This is a genomic window from Mycobacterium sp., from assembly GCF_052143115.1.
GTDB lineage: Bacteria > Actinomycetota > Actinomycetes > Mycobacteriales > Mycobacteriaceae > Mycobacterium.
In genome coordinates, this window is record NZ_JBKQTQ010000252.1 from 50,233 (window position 1) to 75,799 (window position 25,567).

Genomic DNA, 25,567 nt, shown 5'->3' on the forward strand with positions numbered 1-25,567 from the left:
ACAATCTATGTGCGGCTTGGCCGCTTCGCTCGTCGCGCTGACCGTGCTCCCAGCCTGCCACCCGAACGATCTTAAATCTGGTCATGCATCGACAACGGCGGCCCCGACACCGATAAGCACGACAACCGCCGTGGCTGCCCCGCCCACGACACGAAATCCTCGCAGCGAGAAGTGGATTGACTTGCAGGTCGGTGATTGTCTGGCTGAGCTTCCACCGAGCGACCCCAGCGTGGTCACTGTCACCGTTGTCGACTGTGCGACCGCTCATGCGGCAGAGGTTTATCTTCGCGGGCCGCTGGCGGTCAATGCTGCCGTCGCCGACGTCGCCAACCGGGAGTGCGCTTCAGGGTTTCCCGGATACACCGGGCAATCCGTCGACGGCAGCTCATTCGCGTTGACCTACCTCATCGACTCCGATCAGGATCGGACATCGGACAATCCCGCCCCGAGTACGGTCATCTGTCTGCTGCATGCAGCCAACGGTCGACCTCTGACCGAGTCCGCACGGCGGTGAATCAAACGCCGATCTTCGCGGTCAGTCTCAACCGACCGACACCGCCGAGCCGGCGAAGAGTTGACCCCATTCGTCACGAGCCGCCAACTGCGCGTCGGCAGAGGTGTGGGCTGAGTTTTCGCCGCCGTTCGCGAGATGCACTAGCGCCCAGGCCATTGCGAACACCGGCATCTTGTGACGTTGTGCCACGCTGAGCAGTTCGTGGAAAGCTGTCTCGGAGGGACACCGACGAAGGCCGATGAGAATGCCCTTCGCCGTGTCGAGGATGCGACCACCGTGCGCTTCCAGCGTCATGCTGTGCTTACCTCCTGTTGAGCATGCGAATATCCGGTCGCCCATATAGCCCCAATAGCGAGGCGAATCGTTGCCGATATGGATATTTCGCGGGCGTGATCCGCAATGGAGCACTGTGCCATGATTTGCGCATGCAGCCGAACGCGCCAGATCACCGTCTGGATCGGTACGCACCTGTGATCGTCTTGGTACATATTGACTTGCGGCTATGTCGAACTGACGATAGCCACGATGAGCTACAACGCCGCGACCGAGCACGGCAGCAACTGCACGCCGTGGAGAAGATCAACGGCAAGTCAAGTGATTATCAGTTGGTCGTGTTGTTTTTGTGCAACCACAACGCGGGCCGATCCCCAATGGCCATGGGGCTTTTCAACCATCTCGCCGGTGGCGGCGCCGCGGTGTGGTCCGGTGGTTCTGAGCCTAGGGGCAAGATCAATCCCGCTGCCGTCGCGGTCATGGCCGAGCGTGGCATCGATATCTCTGGTGAATATCACAAGCCGTGGACCGGTGAGATCATCGCAGCCGCAGACGTGATTGTCAGCATGGGCTGCGGCGACCGCGTCCCCGCCCTGCCCGGCTGTCGATACGAAGACTGGGACCTTGACGACCCGTCCGGCAAAGACGTGGCCGAGGTGCGGCTGATCCGCGACCAGATCGAACGCCGCGCGCGCGAGTTGCTCGACGACCTGCGGATTCCCTACCGGTCCTGAACGAGGCCGTCGAACCGAAGATGTGAAAGTTGACGGTTGGTACAGGATGATGTGCTGATGTTTGGCCTCGTCGTAATCGTCGCGCTGTTCGCCACGGTGATCGTGGGTACGGTAGTGGGCCGGCGCTATCGCGTGGGCCCCCCGGTTCTGCTCATCCTGCTCGGCGCGCTGTTGGGTTTGATCCCTCGGTTCAGCAGTGTGCGACTCGACGGGGAGATCGTGCTGCTGCTGTTCTTGCCGGCGATTCTCTATTGGGAGGGCCTGAACACCAGCTTCCGCGAGATCCGCAAGAACCTGCGGGTGATCGCCTTCCTCAGTGTTGGCCTGGTGATTGCCACCGCGGTAACGGTGACCTGGACGGCACGGGCGCTTGGAATGGAGTCACACGCGGCGTCGGTCCTGGGCGCCGTGCTCTCTCCCACGGACGCCGCCGCCGTGGCGGGCCTGGCGAAACAGCTACCGCGCCGCGCGGTGACCGTGTTGAAGGCGGAAAGCATCATCAACGACGGGACCGCGCTCGTCCTCTTCACCGTGGCCGTGTCCGTCGCGGTCGGCGGCAACCCGGTCAGCCCGGCCGCCCTGACGGCCCGTTTCGTTGGCTCGTACCTCGGTGGCATCTGCGCAGGGCTGCTGGTCGGCCTGGCCGCGACCCTGGTGCGCCGCCGTATCGACGCACCGCAGGAGGAGGGAGCGCTGAGCCTGCTGACGCCATTCGCGGCGTTCTTGCTCGCCCAATCGATTCACTGCAGCGGTGTCGTCGCGGTTCTGGTGTCGGCCCTCGTGCTGGCCTACGCCGGGCCACATGTCATCCGGGCTCGTTCCCGCCTTCAGATGTACGCATTCTGGGATCTCGCGACGTTTCTGATCAACGGCTCGCTATGGGTGTTCGTCGGCGTGCAAATGCCCAAGGCGGTGCGCGGTATAGCGGGCGTCGACGGCGGAATTCGCCACGCCGCATTGCTGGCTCTTGCCGTCACCGGCGTGCTGGTTGCGACTCGGTTTGTCTTTTCGGACCTTTTCACTTTCTTCCTTCGTGCTGTTGACAGGCGCGCGGTGCAGCGCACCCGTCGCATCGGCTGGCGCCAGCGGATGGTGTCCCGCTGGGCGGGCTTCCGCGGCGCAGTGTCGCTGGCCGCGGCGCTGGCGGTCCCGCTGACCACGCACAGCGGCGCCCCATTTCCGGACCGCAACCGGATCATCTTCGTCGTCTGCGTCGTGATTCTGGTAACCGTCCTCGTCCAGGGCGGAACGCTGCCCGACGTCGTTCGCTGGGCCCGGTTGCCCGAAGATGTAAGTCGCGCAGACGAATTGCAACTGGCCCGTTGTCGCGGCGCCCAGGCCGCCCTGGAAGCCCTGCCCGTGGTCGCCGCCGAAGTCGGCGCCAGCGAGGAGCTGGTGAGGCGCCTGCGGAAGGAATACGAAGAACACGCGGCCCTCGTTGAAGCCGGCGACGGTGAGGGGTCTAATGAGGTAACCGAGCGCAATGATCTGCTTCGGCGGGTGCGGCTTGGCGTGCTTGAACACAAACGCCGGGCCATCACCGAGCTTCGAGACCAGAATCAGATCGACGACATCATTCTGCGCGAGTTGCAGTCGGTGATGGACCTGGAGGAGGTACGATTGCTCGAGCCAGCCGACACCGAATGACGACGCGAAAGACCCTACCGCGCACCGACTTTGGCGGCAATTTGGTTGGCGATGTCGACGGCTGAGTTCTTCGGGTCGGGGCTGCAGGTGTTGACGTCGACGATGACGTTGTTCTTGATCGCTAGCGCCCGACCGCAGGCCCAACCGCCGGCCCGGGCATTCTGCTGCGTCGCAATCGTGCTTAGCGCGCCGTCGGTATCGGATATCGGCCCGACGATCCATTCCGTCCCAGATTGGATGTGGGTATATCCGTGGCAGACCGGCCAGCGCAGGGCGGACGCGATTAAAAACAGACCGGCTTGTTTGGCGGTGGGAAACAACACCACCGCCTGCTCGGCGTAATGCGTGAAGTTATCGCCATCGTTGAGCGCCCGATCCCGCACGGCGGTGAAGCCGCTGTCGGCGTAGACCTCGGCCTGCGCGGACCCGTCGATGGCCAGGCATTCCCGGGGCTTCATCGTGGCGCTGTCGTCAGACATCGCGTCGTGCCTTCTGATGACCGCCATTTGGGCCGCGCCGATCATGGGGCTGATCTGCTCAGGGCTGAGCAGCAAATCATCGAGTTCACGCTCGACGACAGGACGCGGAATGAGCGATGTGGCGGTCGTCGTCGACTTGACACTGGCTTGGTTACTACCGGCACCGCAACCGGCGCTGAGAATGCAGATGCCGACAACGGCGAACGCTGCCGTGAAAAAGCGCATCCTTCTTCATCCCCATTCCCCGAAACCCCAAGCCTACCGTGCGCTTCGGCGGGTAATACCAAGGAATTAAGCCAATTTTAGACTCCACTCAGTGATTCCAAATAGGGCGCGGATGGCTTGCGGAATACACATGCGCCGCAGTGTGTAACGACTGCGTTAACGTGATCAGCGACGGATCGTCAAACGGCTCATGGGCAAACCGCGCATTGGGTACCGTCAACCCGTGTCCCTTAGGCGGGAAAGCCCAATTCGCGGCCGGCGGCTGCGGCTCGATGAGGCGCTGATGGAGCGCGCACTCATGAGTCCGGCCGGCTACCGGTTCCTCGTCCACGTAGCACCGCGCATCGACAAGATGGTGATTCCTCGTACAAACGGTCGTCTGAGCTCGGTCGGAATCGACAGGGTGGGCCTCGTCACCACCACCGGTGCGAAGTCCGGGTTGCCGCGCACCCATCCGCTGGTACTTCTTGACGACTCTGACGGCCTAATTGCAATCGGGTCCAACTATGGTCGCCCGCCACACCCGGCGTGGAGCAGCAACCTGCTGGCCCACCCCGAATGCACGGTCGAGTTCCTGGCTCCGCCCGCGCAATACCGAGCCGAGTTGCTAACCGGCGACGCCCGCGCCTCGGCATGGGCCACGGCCACCGACTTTTACGCCGGTTACGAGCGCTACCGAACAAAATGCGCGCCACGCGAGATCAGGGTCTTCCGCCTCCGGCCCATCGCCGGCTGACACGCGTCAGCCTCTTCGGTACTTGGAGTTCATGGCCTGTTCAACCAACCGTCGATGTCAGATCGTTGACCGCACACGAGCAGCAGTTCTGCTGGCTATATGCGTGTCGTTCAGGTCGCCAACTTCTACGGACCTCGCTCCGGCGGCCTTCGCACCGCGGTGGACCGGCTCGGCGCGGAATACTGCGCCGCCGGCCACCAAGTGTTTCTGATCGTTCCCGGGCGGCACACCGCCCATACCCGGCTGTCCACGGGTGTGGTGCGAATTACCGTGCCCGCCAGGTTGATTCCCTTCACCGGCGGCTACCGCGCGGTGTTGCCTGGACCGGTCCGGGCACTCCTGGAATCACTCGGGCCGGACACCTTAGAGGTCTCTGACCGGCTCACGCTGAGGTCACTGGGCCGCTGGGGGCGCGAGCACGGTGCCATCACGGTGATGATCTCCCACGAGCGCCTCGATCGCCTTGCAGGCCAAATACTTCCGCGTCGAACCGCACGGACGTTCGCTGACTTCGCCAACAGGCGCACGGCCGCCAACTACGACACCGTGGTGTGCACCACCGGGTTTGCCCGCGAAGAATTCGATCGCATCGGGGCGACGAATACCGTCACCGTCCCACTGGGCGTGGACCTGGAGACCTTCCACCCGTCTCGGCGCTCCGACCTGGTACGTCAGCGCTGGGCCGCGCCGTCGCAGATCCTGCTGGTGCACTGTGGCCGCCTGTCGGTGGAAAAACGGGCCGACCGCAGCATCGACGCGGTCGCCGAGTTGTGTCGTGCGGGTATCGAGGCCCGACTTGTCGTCGTGGGCGACGGCCCGTTGCGGGCCAGGTTGCAACGGCAGGCCGCTCGATTGCCGATCGATTTCACCGGTTTCATTTCCGACCGGCATACCGTCGCCGCGCTGCTGGCTTCGGCTGACGTCGCGCTCGCGCCCGGGCCGCACGAAACTTTCGGGCTGGCTGCGCTGGAATCGCTCGCATGTGGCACGCCGGCCGTGGTTTCCCGCACGTCAGCACTGGGCGAAATCATCACCGCAGACAGCGGCGCCTTGGCCGACAACGACCCCGCGGCCATCGCGCAAGCGGTCAGCGCGGTCGTCAGCCGGCCCGAAGACCACCGGCGCGCCTGTGCGAGACGCCGTGCCGAGATGTTCACGTGGCAGCGCGCGGCAATCGGAATGCTGACGACGCTCGGCGCCATGCCAGTTGCCGACGAGTGCGACGACTCGGAGAACACCGCGTAGCGCTCTGCGCGGCAGCGCCTAGCCGGGGTTAGCTTTGCGGACTCGAGTTGGTGGGTCCCACCTGACCGGTGAGCGGATTGACCTGTACCGTCATCGGCCCCCGTTGTCCGGCCGCGTTTCCCTTTCCGCGCTGCTGCGCTTGGGCGAGCGCGTTGATCATCGGGTTGTCCTTCAAGAGTTGCTTCCGGTCTTCTTCGGACAGCTCGTAAAACGCCCACAGGCCCCAGGCGGCGGGCCGCACGTACAACGTCACTTTCTGATGTCGACGCTTGTTTTGCGACAGCACCGCAGGAATGGGTACCACCCGATCCAGCGTCGCAGAACTCACCAGTTCCTGCGCGATCTTGTCCACATCCACCGCGTCCTGAAGCTCGTAGACCAACGACTGATGGGGAGTGTGGGATGGGCCCTGAAGGGCCAGGAACCACGCCATCCGGCGTCTCCTTCGCTTGCCGTTATCAGCGCAACTGTAAAGGACGTGGTCGCGTTGAGCGGCCAGGACTCAGCTCGCCTGCAACAGTTTCGCCGGTCCCCGCGTTCTACGACTAACTGGGATCGGGAAACGCTGCGGTGCTGGCGGGCGCTCCTCTCGCAACCACAACCGGCATCGACGTCGACGCATCGGTGCGCAGAATGGTGTGCACCACTTCGATGAGGTCGTCGATCGGCATCAACTTGCCCGGCATGCAGCCACGCGACGACCAAAGCGGGACGGCCTTCACCGCGAGCTCCATGTCCCAGCCGATGTTCATTCCGGTTTGGCCGTCGCCCTCTCCGCCCGCGCACTCCCCGACGATCAAGCACGTGAAGCCGATCTCCGGGTGTTCGGCCCGCCACGCGTCGACGAGTCTTTCGAGCGCCGCCTTGCTGACGCCATACGCACCGAGGCCCGGCCAGGGCGGCCCGAAGGTGCCTGCGTCAGAAGAGAGGTAGACCGCCTTGCCCGCGGAGGTCGTCAGGTGTGGCACCGCCGCTGCCGTCAACAGCGCCGCACCGATGACATTGGTATCGAAGATCTGCCGCCAGGTTTGGGCATCCATGTCGACCATGCGGACCAGTGGGCCAACCGCCGGCGTGTACACCAGGTTGTCGATACCGCCGAGTGCTTCGGCGGCCTCGCTGATGGCCGCTCGACAGGATCCCTCGTCGGTGACATCGCATTCGATGGCGATGGTGCCCGCGCCCGCTTCCTTGGCGGCAGCCTCGATACGCGCGCGACGCCGGGCGAGCAACGCGACCTGAGCGCCACGCTGCGCGAGGCCGACACCGATGCAACGCCCAAGTCCGCTTGAGGCGCCGACCACCACTGTCCTTGACATATTCGCCCTCTCCTGTAACGAGCCCGCTGCAGGCAACAGCGTATCGGCCGCCAACCGGGCTGGTGACTCCCGGCCATCGCCGAGGTATCGGAAGCCGATTCCAGGGCCTTAGATATTCCGTCCGGATAGCCGGTGACCTGGCATTTGTGAGCTTAGACACATCAACGAACGGGCTAACCCCGGCTCGCAAGTGAGGATTTGGTGCGCAACGCGCACCTGGCTTCCGGGAGTGTGATCCAGATGGGCATGACCTCTTTCGCCGTCGCTGAAATGCGGTCCGACGACCGCGACTACGACAATTGGCTAGCCACCCTGACCCAAGTGTCTGCGCGCCTGGACATTTTGCAGACCGTGGTCACCGAGCTGTGCGAGCTATGCGAAAACGAGGACGTGCTCAAAAGCCGACAAGTCCTGGCGATACTCGAAAGGCAAGGGGCGATGACTAAGGCCGCTGACACAAGCTCCGCCGCCAAACTGATGTAGTACGTCAGTCTGCTCAGTACGGTGAGCAGTATGAAGTATCTGGACGTCGACGGAATCGGACGAGTCAGCCGGATCGGGCTGGGCACCTGGCAGTTCGGGTCGCGTGAGTGGGGCTACGGGGACAATTACGCCTCGGGACCCGCCCGCGACATCGTGCGTCGCGCCCTCGCCCTGGGGGTCACCCTCTTCGATACCGCCGAGGCATACGGACTCGGTAAAAGCGAACGCATCCTCGGTGAGGCACTCGGCGATGAGCGCACCGAGGTAGCGGTGGCCAGCAAGATCTTCCCGGTCGCCCCTTTCCCTGCCGTGGTCAAACAGCGCGAGCGCGCCAGTGCACGACGGCTGCAGCTAGACCGCATCCCGCTCTACCAAATCCACCAGCCCAACCCGGTAGTTCCGGACTCGGTGATCATGCCGGGCATGCGCGACCTGCTGGACAGCGGCGCCATCGGCGCAGCCGGCGTCTCGAACTACTCGCTGTCACGTTGGCAGAAGGCTGATGCCGCGCTCGGCCGGCCGGTCATCAGCAACCAGGTGCATTTCTCACTCGCCCACCTTGGTGCGCTTGACAACCTCGTTCCGTTCGCCGAGCGCGAGAACCGCGTCGTGGTCGCCTACAGCCCACTGGCGCAAGGGCTTTTGGGCGGCAAGTACGGCGTCGACAACCGTCCTGGTGGGGTTCGCGCGATTAACTCGCTTTTCGGCACCGAGAACCTACGTCGTATCGAGCCGCTGCTGCAGACGTTGCGCGACGTCGCGACGGAAGTCGGCGCCAAGCCGGCACAGGTCGCGCTGTCCTGGCTGATCAGCGTGCCGAGCGTGGTCGCCATTCCCGGCGCGTCCAGTGTTGAGCAGCTCGAGTTCAACGTCGCCGCCGCCGATATCGAGCTGAGCGCAGACTCCCGCGACGCGCTCACCGAGGCGGCACGCAACTTCCGGCCGGTGTCGACGCGGCAATTCCTCACCGAGACCGTCCGCGAGAAGCTCGGCCGTCACTGATCCGGGTTGGTCTCCGCTAGGGCCGCGACTCCTCGGGAGTCCAGGCCAGCGGCTGGCCCGGCTGACCGGGAAATAGATAGTCGATGAAAGCCGCAGCGGTGGGTTGTGGTTCGTGATTGGCCAGGCCTGGCCGCTCGTTGGCTTCAATGAAGGCGTATTCAGAGCCGGTGATGTCGGGCACGAGCAGGTCGATGCCGGTCACCCGGATGCCGATCGCCTCTGCAGCAGCCACCGCAACCGCGCAGAGTTCCGGGTTCACCTCAGGGGTGACATCGTGGATCGTGCCGCCTTGGTGCAGGTTGGCGGTGTGGCGAACGCGGAGCCGAATTCCTTGCGGCAAGACGTCGTCCAGCATCCAGCCGGCTTCCGCGACGGTCGCCTCGGTGATCTCGTCCAGTGGGATACGTGACTCACCACCGGTAGCCGCCGAGCGCCGTCGGCTCTCGGCGGCGATCAAATCGCGGACGGTGTGCTCACCGGTGCCGATGATCTCGGCAGGCAACCTCAGCGCGGCGGCCACTACCCGACCGTCGATCACCACCAACCGCAGGTCGCTGCCGGCGACCCGCTGCTCGATGAGTACCTCCGGATACTGCTCGCGCGCGCGTGCCACGGCGGCTGCGAGTTCTTCAGGCCCGTGGCCGGCGAGAACGCCCACGGTGATGCCCTTACCCTGCTCACCTCGGGTGGGCTTGACGACGACCTCGCCGACTTCTTTCAGAAACGCGTAGTCGCCATCGTTCAAGGTGGCCAGGCGGGCCCGAGGCACCGTGATGCCGGCTTCGGAGACCAGCCGCCGGGTCAGCCGTTTGTCGTCGCACCGGCACATGGCGATCGCGGAGGTGAACTCGGACAACGACTCACGGGTGATCACACTGCGGCCACCGTGAGTCAGCCGCATCTCGCCGGTCTCGGCGTCCAGGACCTCCACCCAGATACCGCGGCGCATCGCCTCGTCGGCGATGATCCGCGCGTAGGGATTGAGGTCGTCGACCGTCTCCGGCGGCGCGGTGAACAGCGGTTCGTTGATCGCGTTCTTGCGTTTGATCGCCAGCACCGGAACGCGGCGAAAGCCCAGCTTCTCGTAGAGGCTGATAGCCGCGACGTTGTCGTGCGCGACTGAAAGGTCCATGTAGGCGCGGCCCAGACCGTGGAAGTGTTGCGCCAGTGCACGGGTCAGGGCCACTCCAATGCCGGGAAGTGCCGCCGCGGGGTCGACTGCCAGGGTCCACAGGCTGGATCCGTGCTCGGGGTCGGAGAACAGCAACTCGTGGTCCACGCCGGTCACGGTGCCGACCACGGCATCGTCGTCGTCGCGCACCGCAAGCAGATACGTGACTGCTTCCACATGCTGATGGTTGTCCCAGATCGTCTCGATCGGTGAAGGGACCATTCCGCAGCGCACGAACACGCGGTTCATCGCGTCGGCGTCGGCCGGGTCGTTCAGGCTGCGGACGGTGATCCCGATCGGCGATGGAGCCAGGTCCTCCTGCGTGGTCTCATCGGTGAAGCGCAGTCGATAGGTGTGGCTGGGGTCGATGAAGAGCTCAGTCGGGGCTCCGGCGACCACCACGTGGGACTCGCGCGCGTAGATACAGATATCGCGGCGCCCGGGCGCTTCTCGTCGCAGTGCCTCGGTCAGCGTGGCCACATCGGCGAAGGTTTGACCGAAGATTAGTTTGCCCCAACCTAATTCGAGCTCCACATCTTTGGCCATCGCGTCCACGAGGTGGGGCGGCGACGCGTCGTGCAGGCCCAGCGTGATTGCCTCGGGATGGTCCTCTGACGGATCGATAACTGTCATGCCGCCGGACCTGCCCCGTCGCGGCGCTGCGGCCACGGCAATTCCCACGTCATAGCCATGTTGTCTACCCAACTCAACAGTTCGTCTATCAACTTCCCTGTCGTATTCCAGGCCGCAGCACTCACCCCTAGTCTGGCACCGACGGAATCTCCGCGCAGCCCCGGTCACTGCGCGGCGGTTGGCAGGGTGTCGACCCCTATCGCTTGAAACGCCCCGCGAACCCGCGCAAGGGCAGGTCGGCGCTGGTGATGAGTCCGGGCCGCGCGGCGACTACCGACGTGATCGCATTGAGGGCAGGCAGGCCGGTCACGGTCATGCCGATGGAGGCGAAATTCTCCGGATTGGACAGGTCGACGCCCGGTTTGGGGAAGATCATGTGCTTGTTGTAGACGCACGGGTCACCGGCGATTTGGGTGATGTAGCAGCCTTTGATGTTCCAGCTCGGATCGGTGTGCGGGGTCATCTGCCACTCCAGATGCGTCTCGACCCGAGGAACCCCGTCCGCGATGCCCTGGTATTTGATGTAGTTACCACCCAGCGAACCCTTGGGCAGCGTGTACCAGCCCAGGTCTACGTCCTTGGTGCACGCGCCCAGCTCATAGCTGAATTTGACTTCGTCGAGCGGCAGATCGAAGCAGTCGGCCATCATCAGCACGCTGTCGGCAAAGACGCGGGTGTACTTCTCCAGCTTCGCCGGGATTTTCGGATCGTCGACCGGCAAGCCGTAGCCGACCTCGATCCAGGTGTCTTTGGAGTGATGACACGACACATCCACCGATTCGATGGTGGTGATGTTCTCGATCTCGGCGACGTCCGCCGAACACACCACGCCCAGAATCTGATTCAGCCCCGGATTCATCCCGGTGCCGTAGAACGTGGCGCCGCCTTTCTCGCACGCCTCCTGCAGAAGCTGGGTTACCGGCTTGCCAGACGGATGCGGGTGATTCTTGTCGCGGTGCCACCCGGTGATCCAGTCGGCGGTGGTGACAATGTTGATTCCCGCCTCGAGGACTTTGACGTACAGGTCCTCGTCGGGGAACACCCCGTGGAAGGTGAGGACGTCCGGTTTGGCCGCGATGATCTCCTCGATGCTGCCGGTCGCCTCCACCCCATTGGCAGCCAAACCGACCAGCTCGCCGGTGTCCTTGCCGATCTTTTCCGGTGAGTAGCAGTGCACACCAACGAGCTCCAGGTCAGGCTGCGCGGCGATCCGCTTGATCATCTCCGAGCCGACGTTTCCGGTGGCTACCTGGAACACGCGAATCGGTGCAGCGGGTGCATTCATTCGGTTCAGCCTTTCTGCGATGCGGCATAGACGTCGGCGGCGCTGCCACCAATGCCGTCGGGATAAAATTGCTTGGCCCACTTGCGAATTGCGGTGAAGCCCTCATACTCTGCGGTGGCCAGTGCGGGCGGATCCGCGTAGCGCTGGTGCCCCCAGATGTGGACATCCTGCTCGAACTGCCGGATCACTTCCTGTCCGAATTCTCGCGCCTTAGTCTCGGCCCGCGCCGGATCCTTGCCCGGCGTCCGGCCGATGTAGACGATGAACCGCACGTCGGAGGTGGACTCGTCGACCGGGGTGATCGCGGAGATGGTGCGGTTGTCGACCATGCCCCAACTCTTGGTCACCGCGATTCCCAGACCGCCGTTGATGGCCTCCACGCGGCTTTCGATGTCCTCGATCTTCTGGTTGTCATCTCCTTCGAAGGTGATCGTGAAGTCGACGAAGGACACTGGTTCGTCGAAGTCGTGGCGGGTGAAGACCGGCACGATCGGAGTGTTGTGCACGTACTTGAAATGGGCGAAGTCCACGCCGTTTTCGAGCACGTACTGCGGGTGCATCTCCAGGCGTTCCCGATACAACCGCTGCTGCGGGTAGTAGTCGTCGGCGCTGCTGCCGTCGTTGAATCCGGCGAACACGTCCGGCGCATCGAAATACGGCTGACGACCGTCCACGTCGTGCCAGATGTAGACCGATTCGTTGCGCTCGACCACCGGATAGGTGCGGAGCCGCCGGCCGCGATTGGGGCGATCCTGATACGGGATACGAACGTTGCGGCCCTGCTGGCTCCACTGCCACCCGTGAAACGGGCACTGCAATACCTCGCCGACGACCTTGCCGCCGTAACCCATGTGTGCGCCGAGATGTTCGCAGTAAGCGTTCATCAGGGTGAGCTGGCCGGACTCGGCACGCCAGGCAACCATCTCCTGGTCGAAATACTTCATCGTGTGGACATCGCCGATGCCGATCTCGTCGGACCATGCGACTTGGAACCACCCGGTCGGTTTCATCGACAACGGCGGTTTAGCCATGTCACCTCGTCCTTTCTGTGGCCGCAGGGCGACGTCAGGAATCATAGTCAGCTCAACGAAAAAATCCTAGTGGGCACTATGAAAGTGCGGCAGACCGGCTAGCATCCAATGCAATGACGCAAGCGGAAGTGCATCAACGGCGCAGCAATAAGCGCGGGCTGGCCACCCGCCAGACGATGCTCGACGCCGCGGTGCGCTCGCTGGCCTCCGGTGATCCGGGCGCGGTGTCGGCAACCCGCATTGCCAAGGAGAGCGGCGCTACCTGGGGTGCGGTGCAGTATCAGTTCGGCGACGTGGACGGGTTCTGGGCAGCCGTGCTGCACCGGACCGCCGAGCGCCGTGATGCGACGTTGTCCGCATGGTCAAGCGTCAAACCGGGCGCACCCCTACGTGAGCGGGTTGGTGCGATCATCGACACCCTCTACCACGGGCTGGCGTCGGAGGATTCCCGCGCGATTGAGAATCTGCGGGCGGCGCTGCCCCGTAACCATCACGAGCTGGAACGTCTCTATCCGCGTACCGCTGCTGAATTGTTCTCCTGGGGTAAGAGCTGGCAGGAAACCTGCCAAAGCGCCTTCGCTGGTCTCGGTGTCGACCCACAGCGAGTCCGCGAGGTGGCCGCTCTGATCCCCGGTGCGATGCGTGGGCTGGTCTCCGAGCGGCAGCTCGGCTCTTACGCCGACCTTGACGAAGCCCGGCGAGGGCTAACCAACGCTCTGGCAACCTATCTCGACCTATCGCGTCGATCGTGATCGAGCGATCAGGAGACGGCGAGCTGCAGATGCTCTCGGCGCCGGACCAGGATGCTGGGTAGCCAGTCCCCGACGTCGGCAGCCTCGATCAAGCTCGTGCGCTCGAGCAGCATCCCCAATACGATGCGCGCTTCCAAGCGTGCCAGCGCGGCTCCCACACAGAAGTGCACGCCTTTGCCGAACGTCACGTGATCTTTCGCGCTGCTGCGATCGAGGCGGAAATCGTTGGGTGTCTCGACGTGGGCCGGGTCGCGGTTTGCCGCCCCCCACATCAGCAGCAGATGGGAGTCGGCGGGTAACTCGACCCCGGCAAGGGTTGTATCGCGCAGCACATGTCGAAAGTGGCCGCGGAACGGCGCCTCGAAGCGCAACGCCTCTTCGATGAAAGCTCCTAATAATCTTGGGTTTTCACGAACCTGCCGTTGGATTTCGGGGCGATCGGTGAGAATCCAGGCCGCGCTGCCCAACAGCGACGCCGTCGATTCGCCGGCCGCGCCAAAGAGCGTGAGCATGATCGACAGCGCCGGGGTTTGCTCCAACTCGCCCGACGCGCAGCGGGCGGCCACATCACCGATCAGGCTGTGTTCAGCGTTGGCGCTCGCTTTCTCGAAATATTTCAAGACGTACCTGGACAGTTCTATGGCGGCCATTCCGGCCGCTTGGAGTTGGTCAGGGGTGACGATCCCGTCGAGCAGCGTGGTGGCGGCGTATCCGAGCCGAATGAGTTTGTCGACGTCGTCAGCGGGCAGGCCCAGCAGCCTGGCGACTACCATCATGGGCAGCCGATTCGCCATGGCGCTCATCCACTCGATCTGCCCGTCGTGCAGATTCTCTTCCCACAACCGGTCGGCGGTGTTGGCCGCGAACTCTTCGATGATCCGAACCCGCTTCGCCGACAAGTGCGGCAACAAGATTCTGCGGTGCATCGCATGCACCGGATCGTCCGCGGTGGCCAAGGCGTGCGAGGGATCCCCGGGCGGCCCCATGTCGAATGGAGTGACGGTGCCGTCATCGTGGTAGACCATGGTCGCGGTGAGGTTCGACGAAAAATCCTCGACCCGTTCGACGGCCTCCAGCAATGCATCCCAACCGCACACGACGTAGAACGCCGACTCGCCGATGCGATGAACGGGCGCCTCTGCGCGCATGCGGTCATATAGCGGATAAGGATCCTGTAGCGCGTCGGGGCTGAAGAACTGGGTCGGATCATCCACGACCGTCATGGGTTCAGGCTGGACGCCGCCAGGGGCAGCGTCAACGGTGCGCGGCAAAGTTGAGGAACGCCTCATAGCCTGTGCCGCCTGCGGCTCAAATCGCCTGTATGGCTCCACCTGGGCATTATTGTGAGAAAAACCAGCTGAAAATTCTCACGCTGAGAGAACTATTTCAGCAGTTCGTGATCGAGGGAGGTCAGCCGGATGCCACGCCACGACTGGCTGGTCGGACGGGATCGCCAAAGCGAAGCCGCTGAACGGATCTATGCCGCGGCGGCCGATCTGATTGCCCGCCGGGGATACGAAGCCTTCACCATCGAGGCCTTGGCAGCGCGGGTCCACTGCTCGCCCGCCACGATTTACCGCCATGCTGGCGGCAAAGCTGCCATCCGCGACGCCGTCGTCGGTATCCAAGCAGCGCGCATCGTCGACACGGCGCGTCAAGCCATCAAAGACCTCAAGGGCCCAGACCGGGTGGTGACCGCGACGATCGTCGCCCTGCAGGGTCTGCAATCGGATCCGCTGGCCCACTTGATGCAGTCGACGCACGCGACTCCGGTCAGCGAATGGATCACCAGCTCACCCGCCGTGACCGGGTTTGCCGCCGAAATGCTCGGCCTCGAGAACGACGACCCGCTCGCCGCGCAGTGGCTCATTCGCGTGTTCTTGGCTCTGTGGTGCTGGCCGCTCAAAGACCCTGACGTCCAACGCACCATGCTGCAACGCTTCCTCGGGCCGCCCTACAGCAGCGACAACTGAACTCGTCAGTCAGCACTATCTCTTCAACGGCGGTGCCGCCGTTCACGCAACAACGGAGGATTCGACGATAAATTGTCGGTCATGACTAAGACCAGCACCGTTCACATGATCATCGGCGGGGGCGGCGGCGGCCGCAGCCCCGGAGGCGGCGGGGGCGGCCGCCTTGGCGGTGGTGGCGGTGGCGGCCGCTAGGGCCGAAAAACCGCTTCTCCCTACTTTTCGCCCCTGAGCTCCCACCTGCGGGGCTAGGGCGCGCGGACGGCACTTTAAATTGTTGCGGCGCAGTCGATTTCGCGACGCCTCGGCGAGCCGGTTGAAGCCGTCGACGAGTTCGCCTCAAGTAGTTGAAAATAATGGCGTGAAGTCTGCGATGGTTACGGCCGACGTCGCTTTCCGGCTCGAAGCCGTCCTCCCTTGTCGTCGGCAGGCTCGCACATGAAGGTACGCGACGTCGCGCCGACGAGCAGGGTGATGGTAGTGGCGATCATGGTGTCGATGGTCGCCTTCCTTGACAGCACCGTCGTGAACTTGGCCCTGCCAGCCATCGAACGCGCCATCGGTGGCGGGCTCGCTACCCGCAATGGGTCGTGGATGGTTATTTGCTGGCCTTGGCAGCCATGATCCTGCCGGGCGGTTCCATCTCGGATCTGTTCGGTCGTGTACCGATATTGCGTTTCGGGCTGACGGCGTTTGGTACAGGTTCGATATTGGCGGCTACCGCGGTCTCCCGGGCGATGTTGATCACCGGACGCGTTATCCAAGGATTGGGTGGTGCGTTTTTGGTGCCCGGGCCACTGGCGCTGATCGACTCCGCATTCGACCGCGCAAACCGATCCGCAGCTATAGGTACTTGGACCGCCTGGACGGGCACCGCTTTTGCGGTGGGACCGCTGCTTGGCGGGCTGGTCGTGGACTTCCTGAGCTGGCGATGGATCTATTTCTTGTCGGCCTTCCCGATGGTCATCGCCTTCGCGTTGACATTTTGGCTATGTCCGATGCCCGCTCCCTCCGAACACGCCCGCGTCGACGTCGTCGGCGCGGCGTTGTCGGCGGTCGGCCTGAGCGCCACGGTGTTTGCACTCATCGAATCTCAGCGACGCGGATGGGCCGACCCTCTCGTCACCGCATCGACGGTCTTGGGGGTTGCGGCGTTGCTGGCGTTCATACCGTGGGAGCGCCACGCGCCTCACCCCATGCTGCCGTTGAACCTGTTCGCAAACCGAAACTTCGCCGGTGCCAACCTGACGACCGCATTGGTCTACGGCGGCTTATCGATGGGCTCACTTTCCATCGCGCTCTACACCCAAGAGGTTGCCGGATATTCGGCCACCGTCGCGGGTTTGGTCACCTTGCCCAGCCCCATCATTTCGTTTGTATTCGCGAGGCGCGTCGGGGCCATCGCCGCCCGGATCGGACCTCGACTTTTCGTGACGACGGGACCGGTACTGGCCGGGGTCGGCTACCTGCTCATCCGCCCTGCCGCACCTGGATTCCACGTGGTCACAGACCTGCTGCCCGGAATGATCGTGTTGGCCATCGGCGCGGTGCTCACCAGTACACCGTTGACTGCACTGAATTTGTCATCCGTCGAGCCCGAGCACGGAGGAATCGCCTCAGCAATACAAAACGTCGTGGGCCGCCTTTCTGCGCTGATCGCGACGGCCTGTGTGGGGCTGATCGCCGCCAGCACGCTGGCCGATGCCAGCTTCGCACGGGTGCTGCAAGTCGCCGCGGTGTTGTTCTTCATCGCCGCCGCCATCGGCGCCGTCACCATCACCAACCCGACCGTTCCCGTTGAGCCCGTTTCCTGTGAAGTCGCTGCGCTATGCCGCGACCGTCACGACGCCCACCCCCAGCTGGCCCACGCGTCAGTCGACGGCGGCCGCCTCGCCGCTGAGGATCAGGGTTCCTGAAATCGGCGATGCCCACGCGAAGCCTTCAGTGGCTGGAAGACTACTGGCATGCCGGCGATTAGCAGCATCGTGCGTCAGGCTGTCCCCGAGGATGCGAACGCCTGCGTGGCGATTTACCGCCCCTATGTCGAAGACACGGCGATCAGTTGGGAACTCGAAGTACCGCCGGTGGACGAGATGGCTGCGCGTATCGCCGGACTGCGCGCCACCCACGAATGGCTCGTCTTGGAACGCGAGGATCAGATCGTCGGCTTCGCCTACGGGCAGCCGCTGAAGCGCCTGGGTACCTTCCAATGGTCAACTGAGACGGGCATCTATATGCGCGCGGACCATCAGCGCACCGGCGGTGGCCGCGAACTGTACACGCAACTACTGCGCCGGCTCACCGAACGTGGTTATCGCCAAGCCTTCGCCGGCATCACCCAACCGAACGAGGCCAGTAACGGTTTTCATCGATCCTTGGGATTTCAGGATGTCGGCCGGTACCGGTACGCGGAATGGAAACACGGCAGCTGGCACGACATCGTATGGATGCAACTCGATCTGCTCGACGCTGCCGAGCAGCAGCGACCGCCCGGGCCAATCGTCTGACCGGCGCTGATTGATATGGTCCGGTCATGACAGTCGCGAGTGGACGCCTGGCGGATTTCGTGGTCGATCGGCGCATGGTGATCACGGCGCTCGCACTACCCATCGGTGCGCTGTCAGCGGCCGCAGCGTGGTGCCTACTCAGGTTGATCGGGCTGGTCACCAATCTTGTCTTCTACCAACGGTGGTCCGTCGAGCGTCCTCGCCTGTTTGGCAAGCCGTGATTGATTCAATCCCAGTACCGCGCACCAGTATTTATGCAGCTCACCACGCCTTTCACGGCCCGATTTCGACAGGCGTGAACTAAACGTGAACTGAGCCGACGGCGGTTGGCTAGGGTCGTCTCGGCCGACACCGGCCCGCAAGCCGACCAGTTTCCCCTCGGGCTCGTTTGTGGATCATGCGGCCGCTGCGCGACGCATTATCCGCTTGGCAGCTTCAGCACCCGGTCTGCTCGTGTTTGGGCACTTCCGCCTAGAACCATGCCTCGATGCCGAGGCGAGTCGAGTAGCTCACTACTCTATTCCCGCTGCCCTGCTGAGGCTTACCTTCAGCGCGGCGGCGAAAGGTGTGACTGATCCAAGAGCCGACTCCTTGTGCGACTCGAAGACCGGCCAAGCCTGTCGCGGCCGAGATTTCTTCGAATCTATTGGGAGGTCGCCGTGGCGAAGATTGGTGGGCATGCGGTCGTCTTGGGGGCAAGTATGAGCGGTCTACTTGCTGCCAGGGTGCTGTCCGACTTCTATCGAACTGTCACCGTTGTCGAGCGCGATGTGCTTCCGACCGGTAGCGCGCAACGACGCGGTGTGCCCCAGGGCCAGCACGCTCATGCGCTGTGGCCGCGGGGGTCGCAAATATTGGATACGCTCTTTGCTGGTCTCCTCAACGAACTCGTCGCCGACGGCTGCACGGTCTGGGATGACGGCGACTTGTCCAGGTTCTGTTTTTGCTTTGGTGGGCACCAATTTGTCCGGTCTGGCCGCTTTCCCGATTTTCAACCGAGCGACGCGGGGTACTACCCGAGTCGTCCATTCCTGGAGGGTCATTGCCGTCGGCGGGTATGCGCAATTCCCAATGTGGCGCTGATGGACGGCCACGATGTCGACGGCTTGACCTCAGATGATGCTGGCAGCCGCATCACCGGGGTCAGCGTCACGTCCCGATCAGGCGGCGAAAAGCGTTCCCTCACTGCGGATCTGGTCGTGGACGCCACGGGTAGGGGGTCGCGCACACCGGCATTTCTGACACATCTCGGCTATGACCGCCCAGTCGAGGACGAGGTGGTGATGCGACTTACCTACGCCAGCCGGCTGCTGCAAATTCCGGCCGGCATGCACAAAGAGGTATTGGTGCTCATCGGGCAGGTTCCACGGCGGCCAACCGGCATGGCATTATTCGCCTACGAAAACAATACGTGGATGCTGACCGTGTTCGGGATGGTGGGACGCGAACCCCCTGCCGACCACGTGGGGATGCTGCGCTTCATCGAGGACTTCACGCCCGCTCATGTGATGTCCGCGCTGCGGTGCGCTGAACCGCTCGGGGAGGTGGCGCGGTATCGCACCCCGTCCAGTCGGTGGCGCCGCTACGACAAGATGCGACGGTTCCCGGCCGGTCTGCTGGTCTTTGGCGACGCCATAGCCAGTTTCGACCCGATCTACGGCCAGGGGATGACGGTGGCCGCCGTGCAGGCCGTGGAGCTTGATCGCTGTCTGCGCGGCGGCTCAAATAACCTGGCGGCGCGGTATTTCCGGGCTGCGGCCAAACCCATCGGCGTGGCTTGGCAACTCGCGGTGGGGGGTGATCTGACCGTTCCCGAGGTTGAGGGACCCCGGCCGCTGTCGACGCGGCTGACGAGCAAATACGTCGATCGGGTGCAGGCCGCCGCCGAGACGGACACCATCGTCGCCAAGCGGTTCCTTCGAGTAGCGGGTTTCCGCGATTCGCCTGCCAGTCTCATGCTGCCCTCAGTCATGCTCAGAGTCGCAGCAACCAACTGGCGGCAGGCGCGCGCACGCCGACGCGAGCAAATACCTGCGGCTGCTGTGAGATGACAGCGGCGGGGTTGTCCTGCGGATCGTGCGGCACCGAACTGACCGAGAAGGCCAAGTTCTGTAGCCAGTGCGGTGTAGCCGTTTCGGCGGGCACGAAACCCGCCGAATACAAGCAGGTCACCGTCTTGTTCGCCGACGTCGTGCATTCAATGGACATCGCCGCGGCGGTGGGTGCCGAGCGGCTGCTCGACGAATGGTGAACCGATCCCGCGAGCTGGAACCGAACGACGCCTGGCCTCACGTCCAACACAGTGTGGATGACGGTGAACGCCAAGCCCTACGCGATGAAGGACTCAACCCCGACGACGCCGCACTCATCGCGGCGATAGACCTTGTCCGGTGGGAACTTTCGCTCGCAACGCGGCCGCCCGACGGGAGTCCGCGCACGTGTCCAGGCCACCACAAGGACGACAAATTGGCCGAACTATGGCTAGGGCCGCGCATAGCGGCGTGCGAACGTTGGGGTTCAGAATCCATCCCGGAGCCAACTCCGGCGCGCTAACTCCGGTAGCTGTTCAGCTCCGAACCGTCGGGGTGAAGCGGGCCATGCCGCGCAGGATCCATGGTGTGCGCCTGGCCATTACCGCTACGGCGCGGTCCGAGCGGCGCATCGCGATCCGCGGTCCGGGGGTGGGCGTTGACGCCAGTTCTGCCTCGGCCGATCCGGCCGGCGGGCCGAGGCGATTGACCGCCAGCAGTTGCCAGGTGCCGGGCACGCCGCGCAGCTCGACGGTGCTGCGGCGGCCGCGAAATACCGCACGGTGATGTCGACCGTGTTGCCCGCCTGATCCGTCACCTCAGCCGCCGATCGCGCTCATCGGCCGCGCCGGCTGGACGAAGTTCGGGTCGTTGATGCCGTGACCCGCTGGTTTGCCCCACATCGCGGTCCGCCACGCCGCCTCGACCGCGGTGTCGTCGGCGCCGCCGCGCAGCAGCCCCCGCAGGTCGGTCTCCTCGATGGCGAACAGGCAACTACGGAGCTGCCCGTCGGCGGTCAACCGGGTGCGGTCACAGGTCGAGCAGAAGGGGCGCGACACCGAGGCGATGACCCCGACCATTCCGGTCCGGCCGGTCGCGGGATCAGTAATCCGCCACAACTCGGCCGGCGCCGGACCCCGCGGCGCCGGATCGGGTTCCAAAGTGAACGAATGACGTCGCAGCTGCGCCAGCACTTGGTCCGCGGTCACCGTAACCTCACGGCGCCATTGGTGTCCGGCATCCAGCGGCATCCGCTCGATGATCCGTAACTGGTAGTCGTGGGCAAGACAGAACCGCACCAGCGAAACCGCATCCTCGAGGCCGGTCAGCGGGTCCAGCACGGCATTCACCTTCACCGGTCGCAGACCCGCTGCGTGCGCGGCGGCCAGGCCGGCCAGCACATCGGCCAACCGGTCACGGCGGGTGATCGCCGCGAAGCGCAGGTAATCCACGCTGTCCAGCGACACGTTCACCCGGTTCAGGCCGGCCCGGGCCAACGCCTCCGCACGCTCTGCCAACAAAACTCCGTTGGTGGTAAGCGCCAGCTCCGGCCGCGGCCGGAGTGCGGCTGTCGCGGCGATAATGTCGTCAAGGTGCTTGGCCAGCAACGGTTCTCCACCGGTGAACCGCACCTTGGTTATGCCCAACCGGGCCACGCCTATTCGCACCAGCCTGATGATTTCGTCGGGTTGCAGCAGCTGCGCGGCGGCCGACCACGGCAGACCCTCGGCGGGCATGCAGTAGGTGCATCGCAGATTGCAGCGGTCGGTCAAGGACACCCGCAAATCGGTCGCGAGCCGCCCGTAGCTGTCGACCAAGGGTCCGGTGGGCGGGGGCTCTGTTGCCCGGCCTTCGAGCCGACGGGGCACCAAAGGCACACCGAGCGTCGTGATCATGGCACCATCCGGATCTGGTCGCGAGCAACATTTTTATTATCCATCGGCGCGGCGAAACCGGCATCAGATCGGCGCCGCCGTTCAGGTGGCAGCCGCAGCTGCCGCCGCCGTCATAGGAATGACCGTTTAGGTGATGCACCTTGTGACAACGTGGGTGCCCGCCTGAGAGTTTGAAACTGCTTTAGCCGCGACGGCCAGGCTCCGCGCCGCGGCGCTCCGCAGGAGTGCCCGTCTCGTCACTAGACCGCTTCAGACCGGACGACACCACAAGGACCGACAAGACGATGGCCACCAGGAAGAGTGCCAGGACATCTCCCCACAAATGTCCCATATGGTCGCCACTGAAGGATTGCACCGCCATGATTGCGCCGTGCACAACACTGGACCACACCGTGAACCAGATCAAGCTGAGGTTTGCTGCGGGGTTGCGCGCCGCGTTGATTAGGAAGACGCCTAATGTCGCGTAGACGCCCACAATCATCATGAAGTAGTCAGACTCGTAAAGCGCGCCGTGATGCCATGCCCACCCCGCCGGCCAGACCAGCGCCAGGGGATAAAGAAGGAGCGCGACGACGCCAAATACGGCGAGTGCTAGTTGCAGAAGTCTATATGCAGACGGCATTTCACGCCTCCGAGAGTGGGCACGCTGGTGAGCATTCTAAGCGACGTTCCGGTATCGGGAATAGCCATTGAGTTCGGACATCGCGGTCGCAACGGCCACGTCGTGCTCGTCGTCGCCGGGTTCGGTAGGCCGTTGCACGCGGGTTCCGGCGTGGCGAGGCGTCAGGGGCCTTGATCGCGGTCCCGCGAACGTCCTGAGTCACCGGCACTCCACGGTTATCACTCAGTGAGAAGTCGATGTCATCATAGGAGAGTGCGGTTACCGCAGTCGACAGATCCGCGGCCACGCAACGTCGGGATCCTTTTGGCCGCGGGTGCCGGCCGCCGATACGGCAAGCCGAAGGTACTAGTTAATGGTTGGCTGGACACCGCGGTTGCAGCGTTGCGCGATGGGGGATGCGCCGACGTCGTTTTGGTCTTGGGCGCCGCCGAGGTCGCTCCCCCGCGCGGCGTCACCGCGATCACCGCTCGGTACTGGCATGAGGGCCTCAGCGCTTCAGTGCGTGCGGGTCTAATGCAGGCCGACGGCATGCACGCCGACTATGCCGTGCTGCATGTCATCGACACTCCCGATGTGGGCGCAGCAGTGGTGTCGCGCGTGTTGGGTCGCGCGTTGAGCTCCGAAAGTGGGCTTACGCGAGCGTATTTCGGTGAATGGCCCGGACATCCGGTGGTGATAGCGCGGCGGCACTGGCCCGAGGTGCTGGCCCTGATATCCGGAGATCGAGGCGCGGGTGCGTACCTGAGCACCAGGCGCGACGTAGAAATCGTCGACTGCGCCGATCTTGCGGGCGGTCAGGACATAGATGAGCTTTAAGCCGCGTAAGCGCTGCTTGAGTGTGCGCTTACGGCGCTGCCGCTAACTCCAGAGCGTGACGTGCACCTTTGGGCGGAATCTGGTCACCCCGACGCCAGTTCCCCGGATCATCGCCTGGATGCACCTCGGAGTGGTGATGAAGCGGACCAGTTCGGACACGGCGGGCTGGCGGGCTGACGGTGGCAGCGTCGCTACACACCACTCGCCCGACCTGTCCAGCCCGTGGCCGATCACGTGGGTCAACCGCCCGGCGGACAGGTCTTTGGCGATCGCGAAACCGATGGTCAACGTAACGCCGCCAACCCGCTGAACCTCCTCGAGCGCGGCGGCCTCGCTCTGAAAGATTCGTTGTTGTGACTCCGGAATTGCCAAGCCACGCAACATAGTTGCGATCTCACCGCCCACGCTGCCTGCCGATGGTCCGAGCATCCACCGTTGTTGTCGCAACAGCCCGGGCGTCGGAATACCGACGGCCAGTGGGCTATTCGGCGCCGCGACGGTGATGATCTGATATTTCAGAAAGGGACGCACGAAGATCGAACCGTCGGAGCCGAGCGAACTTTCACTTGCCGGTCCGATCGCGATGTCAACGGCGCGCGAGCAGATCAGGTCGCGGAATTGGCTCGTCGGGTGCACGCTCAGCTCGACAGATAAGTCGTCGGCCCGCGACGAGAAGAGCTCGATCAGGCCTGGCGCGGCGTGTTCGGCGAAGGCGCTGGACGCGGCGATCCGCAGCAGGCGGCGCCCGTGGGCGGCCTCGGTGACCTCGATCGCGGTTTGCTGTTGCAGACCCAGGATCTCGACCGCGCGGCTGGCCAGCCGGAGTCCGCCCGGCGTGAACGCCAGTCCGGCACCGGTCTTGGTGAACAACGCGTCTTCGAGTTCCTTGCGTAGCGCCGCCACGTGCATCGAGACCCCGGCGTCGGATACGCCTAGTTCGGTGGCGGCCGCTCGGACCGAACCCAGACGCACCACCGCCGAATAGGCCCGAAGTTGAGCCGGAGTCATGGCTGTGAGCCTACTTTGGGATGCGTGCGTGACGTGCTTGCCGAGCTCATGTCGATCTGGCGTGCTGATGACACCGCAGGGCTCGGGACGGTAGTGCGAACATTCCACTCGGCGCCGCGGCCGCCTGGGGCCTCGATGGTGGTAGCTCCGGACGGTTCAGTGAGTGGGTCGGTGTCGGGTGGCTGCGTAGAGGGCGCTGTTTATGAACTGGCCACCGAGGTGGCGCAAACCGGGACTCCACGGCTGCACCGCTATGGGGTCAGCGACAGCGATGCCCTCGCGGTCGGCCTGACCTGCGGCGGCATCATCGACATCTTCGTCGAGTCGGTGTCGCGAGCGACGTTCCCCGACCTTGACGAGGTGGCCGACGACGTCGGTGAGCACCGTGCTGTCGCGGTTGCGACCGTCATCGCCCACCCGGACGCGCAGTGGGTTGGCCGCAGGCTGGTCATCCGGCCGGACGCGGTGACCGGATCGCTGGGTTCGGCGCGTGCCGACGCCGCGGTCGCCGATGACGCGCGCGGCTTGCTCGCGGTGGGCCGCAGCGAGGTCCTCGAGTATGGACCCGACGGGCAGCGTCTGGGCGCAGGCATGGAGGTCTTCGTGTCCAGCTACGCTCCGCGCCCGCGGATGCTGGTGTTTGGTGCCATCGACTTCGCCGCCGCCCTGGCCCAGCAGGGATCATTTCTCGGCTACCGGGTTACCGTCTGCGATGCCCGCCCGGTGTTCGCCACCCGAGCACGTTTTCCAACGGCCGACGAGGTGGTTGTCGACTGGCCGCACCGGTATCTTGCCGCCCAGGCCGAGGCGGGCGCCATCAACGAGAGCACGGTGATCTGTGTGCTCACCCACGATCCGAAGTTCGACGTCCCGGTGCTCGAGCTGACACTGCGCCTGCCCCACGTCGGATATGTGGGGGCGATGGGATCGCGCCGGACCCATGATGACCGGATAGAGCGGCTGCGAGCGGCGGGGTTGACTGACGCCGAGCTAAGCCAGTTATCCAGCCCCATCGGACTGGACCTCGGGGCCCGGACCCCGGAAGAGACCGCGGTCTCGATCGCAGCCGACATCATCGCCCGGCGTTGGGGCGGCGGAGGCCGCCCGCTGGCCGAAATCAAAGGGCGAATCCACCATGAGACGCAGGTCCAGGGCGAGTTAAAGGATTACTTAACTCGACATTGACGTGT

At 64.2% G+C, this 25,567-nt stretch carries 28 protein-coding genes and 1 pseudogene; 16 read left to right on the top strand and 13 right to left on the bottom strand.

What is annotated here, in order from left to right; translation table 11 throughout:
• Positions 1-7 precede the first annotated feature (7 nt).
• A complete protein-coding gene (locus ACLQI9_RS25105) occupies positions 8-514 on the top strand; it encodes a hypothetical protein (RefSeq protein ID WP_442377300.1) in 507 nt (168 codons plus the stop codon).
• A 27-nt stretch (positions 515-541) separates the two neighbouring features.
• On the opposite strand, the gene ACLQI9_RS25110 is transcribed toward ACLQI9_RS25105, so the two are convergent.
• On the bottom strand, positions 542-808 hold the full coding sequence (locus ACLQI9_RS25110) for an ANTAR domain-containing protein (RefSeq protein ID WP_442377298.1): 267 nt from the start codon (positions 806-808) through the stop codon (positions 542-544).
• Between the two features lie 131 nt (positions 809-939).
• Between ACLQI9_RS25110 and ACLQI9_RS25115 the strand changes: the two genes are divergently transcribed.
• Entirely contained in the window at positions 940-1,521 is a 582-nt protein-coding gene (locus ACLQI9_RS25115) for an arsenate reductase ArsC (RefSeq protein ID WP_442392342.1), read from the top strand.
• Positions 1,522-1,578: 57 nt separating this feature from the next.
• Positions 1,579-3,168 (top strand): Na+/H+ antiporter, encoded by a 1,590-nt coding sequence (locus tag ACLQI9_RS25120; protein WP_442377296.1) that lies wholly within the window; start codon positions 1,579-1,581, stop codon positions 3,166-3,168.
• 14 nt (positions 3,169-3,182) lie between these two features.
• Here ACLQI9_RS25120 and ACLQI9_RS25125 read toward each other — a convergent pair whose 3' ends face one another.
• Entirely contained in the window at positions 3,183-3,872 is a 690-nt protein-coding gene (locus ACLQI9_RS25125) for a sensor domain-containing protein (RefSeq protein ID WP_442377294.1), read from the bottom strand.
• A gap of 223 nt (positions 3,873-4,095) precedes the next feature.
• Here ACLQI9_RS25125 and ACLQI9_RS25130 point away from each other — a divergent pair, with 223 nt between their 5' ends.
• Positions 4,096-4,608, top strand: coding sequence for a nitroreductase family deazaflavin-dependent oxidoreductase (locus tag ACLQI9_RS25130; protein ID WP_442392343.1), 513 nt, complete (start codon positions 4,096-4,098; stop codon positions 4,606-4,608).
• Positions 4,609-4,707: 99 nt separating this feature from the next.
• A complete protein-coding gene (locus tag ACLQI9_RS25135; protein ID WP_442377290.1) occupies positions 4,708-5,853 on the top strand; it encodes a glycosyltransferase in 1,146 nt (381 codons plus the stop codon).
• A 28-nt stretch (positions 5,854-5,881) separates the two neighbouring features.
• Here ACLQI9_RS25135 and ACLQI9_RS25140 read toward each other — a convergent pair whose 3' ends face one another.
• Positions 5,882-6,286 carry a hypothetical protein gene (locus ACLQI9_RS25140; protein WP_442377288.1) on the bottom strand — a complete coding sequence of 135 codons (405 nt, stop codon included), beginning with the start codon at positions 6,284-6,286 and terminating at the stop codon, positions 5,882-5,884.
• Positions 6,287-6,398: 112 nt separating this feature from the next.
• A complete protein-coding gene (locus tag ACLQI9_RS25145) occupies positions 6,399-7,160 on the bottom strand; it encodes an SDR family oxidoreductase (RefSeq protein ID WP_442377402.1) in 762 nt (253 codons plus the stop codon).
• Between the two features lie 213 nt (positions 7,161-7,373).
• Between ACLQI9_RS25145 and ACLQI9_RS25150 the strand changes: the two genes are divergently transcribed.
• Together ACLQI9_RS25150 and ACLQI9_RS25155 are read left to right on the top strand one after the other, a co-directional pair.
• Positions 7,374-7,655: a hypothetical protein gene (locus ACLQI9_RS25150; RefSeq protein ID WP_442377287.1), complete on the top strand. Its 282-nt coding sequence runs from the start codon at positions 7,374-7,376 to the stop codon at positions 7,653-7,655.
• Between the two features lie 30 nt (positions 7,656-7,685).
• Entirely contained in the window at positions 7,686-8,657 is a 972-nt protein-coding gene (locus ACLQI9_RS25155; RefSeq protein WP_442377286.1) for an aldo/keto reductase, read from the top strand.
• A 16-nt stretch (positions 8,658-8,673) separates the two neighbouring features.
• Here ACLQI9_RS25155 and ngg read toward each other — a convergent pair whose 3' ends face one another.
• From ngg to ACLQI9_RS25170, 3 genes are all read right to left on the bottom strand, one after another.
• Positions 8,674-10,461 carry an N-acetylglutaminylglutamine synthetase gene (ngg, locus tag ACLQI9_RS25160; protein WP_442377400.1) on the bottom strand — a complete coding sequence of 596 codons (1,788 nt, stop codon included), beginning with the start codon at positions 10,459-10,461 and terminating at the stop codon, positions 8,674-8,676.
• 196 nt (positions 10,462-10,657) lie between these two features.
• Positions 10,658-11,746: an NAD(P)H-dependent amine dehydrogenase family protein gene (locus ACLQI9_RS25165; protein ID WP_442377284.1), complete on the bottom strand. Its 1,089-nt coding sequence runs from the start codon at positions 11,744-11,746 to the stop codon at positions 10,658-10,660.
• Between the two features lie 5 nt (positions 11,747-11,751).
• A complete protein-coding gene (locus tag ACLQI9_RS25170; RefSeq protein ID WP_442377282.1) occupies positions 11,752-12,777 on the bottom strand; it encodes a Rieske 2Fe-2S domain-containing protein in 1,026 nt (341 codons plus the stop codon).
• A gap of 113 nt (positions 12,778-12,890) precedes the next feature.
• On the opposite strand from ACLQI9_RS25170, the gene ACLQI9_RS25175 reads away from it, so the two are divergent.
• Positions 12,891-13,529, top strand: coding sequence for a TetR/AcrR family transcriptional regulator (locus tag ACLQI9_RS25175; RefSeq protein WP_442377279.1), 639 nt, complete (start codon positions 12,891-12,893; stop codon positions 13,527-13,529).
• 8 nt (positions 13,530-13,537) lie between these two features.
• Here ACLQI9_RS25175 and ACLQI9_RS25180 read toward each other — a convergent pair whose 3' ends face one another.
• A complete protein-coding gene (locus ACLQI9_RS25180) occupies positions 13,538-14,752 on the bottom strand; it encodes a cytochrome P450 (protein ID WP_442377277.1) in 1,215 nt (404 codons plus the stop codon).
• Positions 14,753-14,947: 195 nt separating this feature from the next.
• Between ACLQI9_RS25180 and ACLQI9_RS25185 the strand changes: the two genes are divergently transcribed.
• Positions 14,948-15,502 carry a TetR/AcrR family transcriptional regulator gene (locus ACLQI9_RS25185; protein WP_442377275.1) on the top strand — a complete coding sequence of 185 codons (555 nt, stop codon included), beginning with the start codon at positions 14,948-14,950 and terminating at the stop codon, positions 15,500-15,502.
• 374 nt (positions 15,503-15,876) lie between these two features.
• Here the strand turns inward: ACLQI9_RS25185 and ACLQI9_RS25190 are convergent, their stop codons facing one another.
• Positions 15,877-16,047 (bottom strand): hypothetical protein, encoded by a 171-nt coding sequence (locus ACLQI9_RS25190; protein ID WP_442377273.1) that lies wholly within the window; start codon positions 16,045-16,047, stop codon positions 15,877-15,879.
• Between the two features lie 54 nt (positions 16,048-16,101).
• Between ACLQI9_RS25190 and ACLQI9_RS25195 the strand changes: the two genes are divergently transcribed.
• The 5 genes and pseudogenes from ACLQI9_RS25195 to ACLQI9_RS25215 form a co-directional block, all read left to right on the top strand.
• Positions 16,102-17,415 (top strand): MFS transporter, encoded by a 1,314-nt coding sequence (locus tag ACLQI9_RS25195; RefSeq protein WP_442392344.1) that lies wholly within the window; start codon positions 16,102-16,104, stop codon positions 17,413-17,415.
• A 48-nt stretch (positions 17,416-17,463) separates the two neighbouring features.
• Positions 17,464-18,006: a GNAT family N-acetyltransferase gene (locus ACLQI9_RS25200; RefSeq protein WP_442377270.1), complete on the top strand. Its 543-nt coding sequence runs from the start codon at positions 17,464-17,466 to the stop codon at positions 18,004-18,006.
• Between the two features lie 26 nt (positions 18,007-18,032).
• Positions 18,033-18,227 (top strand): hypothetical protein, encoded by a 195-nt coding sequence (locus tag ACLQI9_RS25205; protein ID WP_442377268.1) that lies wholly within the window; start codon positions 18,033-18,035, stop codon positions 18,225-18,227.
• A gap of 438 nt (positions 18,228-18,665) precedes the next feature.
• Positions 18,666-20,057 carry an FAD-dependent oxidoreductase gene (locus ACLQI9_RS25210; protein ID WP_442377266.1) on the top strand — a complete coding sequence of 464 codons (1,392 nt, stop codon included), beginning with the start codon at positions 18,666-18,668 and terminating at the stop codon, positions 20,055-20,057.
• A pseudogene (locus ACLQI9_RS25215) lies at positions 20,054-20,242 on the top strand (zinc-ribbon domain-containing protein); the annotation flags it as partial. The gene ACLQI9_RS25210 and the pseudogene ACLQI9_RS25215, both read left to right, overlap by 4 nt.
• A 330-nt stretch (positions 20,243-20,572) precedes the next feature.
• Here ACLQI9_RS25215 and ACLQI9_RS25220 read toward each other — a convergent pair.
• From ACLQI9_RS25220 to ACLQI9_RS25230, 3 genes are all read right to left on the bottom strand, one after another.
• On the bottom strand, positions 20,573-20,773 hold the full coding sequence (locus ACLQI9_RS25220) for a hypothetical protein (RefSeq protein ID WP_442377264.1): 201 nt from the start codon (positions 20,771-20,773) through the stop codon (positions 20,573-20,575).
• 81 nt (positions 20,774-20,854) lie between these two features.
• Complete coding sequence (gene moaA, locus ACLQI9_RS25225) at positions 20,855-21,931, bottom strand: GTP 3',8-cyclase MoaA (protein ID WP_442377262.1); 1,077 nt, start codon at positions 21,929-21,931, stop codon at positions 20,855-20,857.
• A gap of 181 nt (positions 21,932-22,112) precedes the next feature.
• Positions 22,113-22,553: a DUF6632 domain-containing protein gene (locus tag ACLQI9_RS25230; protein WP_442392345.1), complete on the bottom strand. Its 441-nt coding sequence runs from the start codon at positions 22,551-22,553 to the stop codon at positions 22,113-22,115.
• Between the two features lie 252 nt (positions 22,554-22,805).
• Here ACLQI9_RS25230 and ACLQI9_RS25235 point away from each other — a divergent pair, with 252 nt between their 5' ends.
• The gene (locus ACLQI9_RS25235; RefSeq protein WP_442377258.1) at positions 22,806-23,369 is read left to right on the top strand and encodes a nucleotidyltransferase family protein; all 564 of its coding nucleotides are present in this window, start codon (positions 22,806-22,808) and stop codon (positions 23,367-23,369) included.
• 42 nt (positions 23,370-23,411) lie between these two features.
• Here the strand turns inward: ACLQI9_RS25235 and ACLQI9_RS25240 are convergent, their stop codons facing one another.
• Entirely contained in the window at positions 23,412-24,377 is a 966-nt protein-coding gene (locus ACLQI9_RS25240) for a LysR family transcriptional regulator (protein WP_442377256.1), read from the bottom strand.
• Positions 24,378-24,401: 24 nt separating this feature from the next.
• Between ACLQI9_RS25240 and ACLQI9_RS25245 the strand changes: the two genes are divergently transcribed.
• Positions 24,402-25,562: an XdhC family protein gene (locus ACLQI9_RS25245; RefSeq protein ID WP_442377254.1), complete on the top strand. Its 1,161-nt coding sequence runs from the start codon at positions 24,402-24,404 to the stop codon at positions 25,560-25,562.
• The last annotated feature ends 5 nt before the right edge of the window (positions 25,563-25,567 follow it).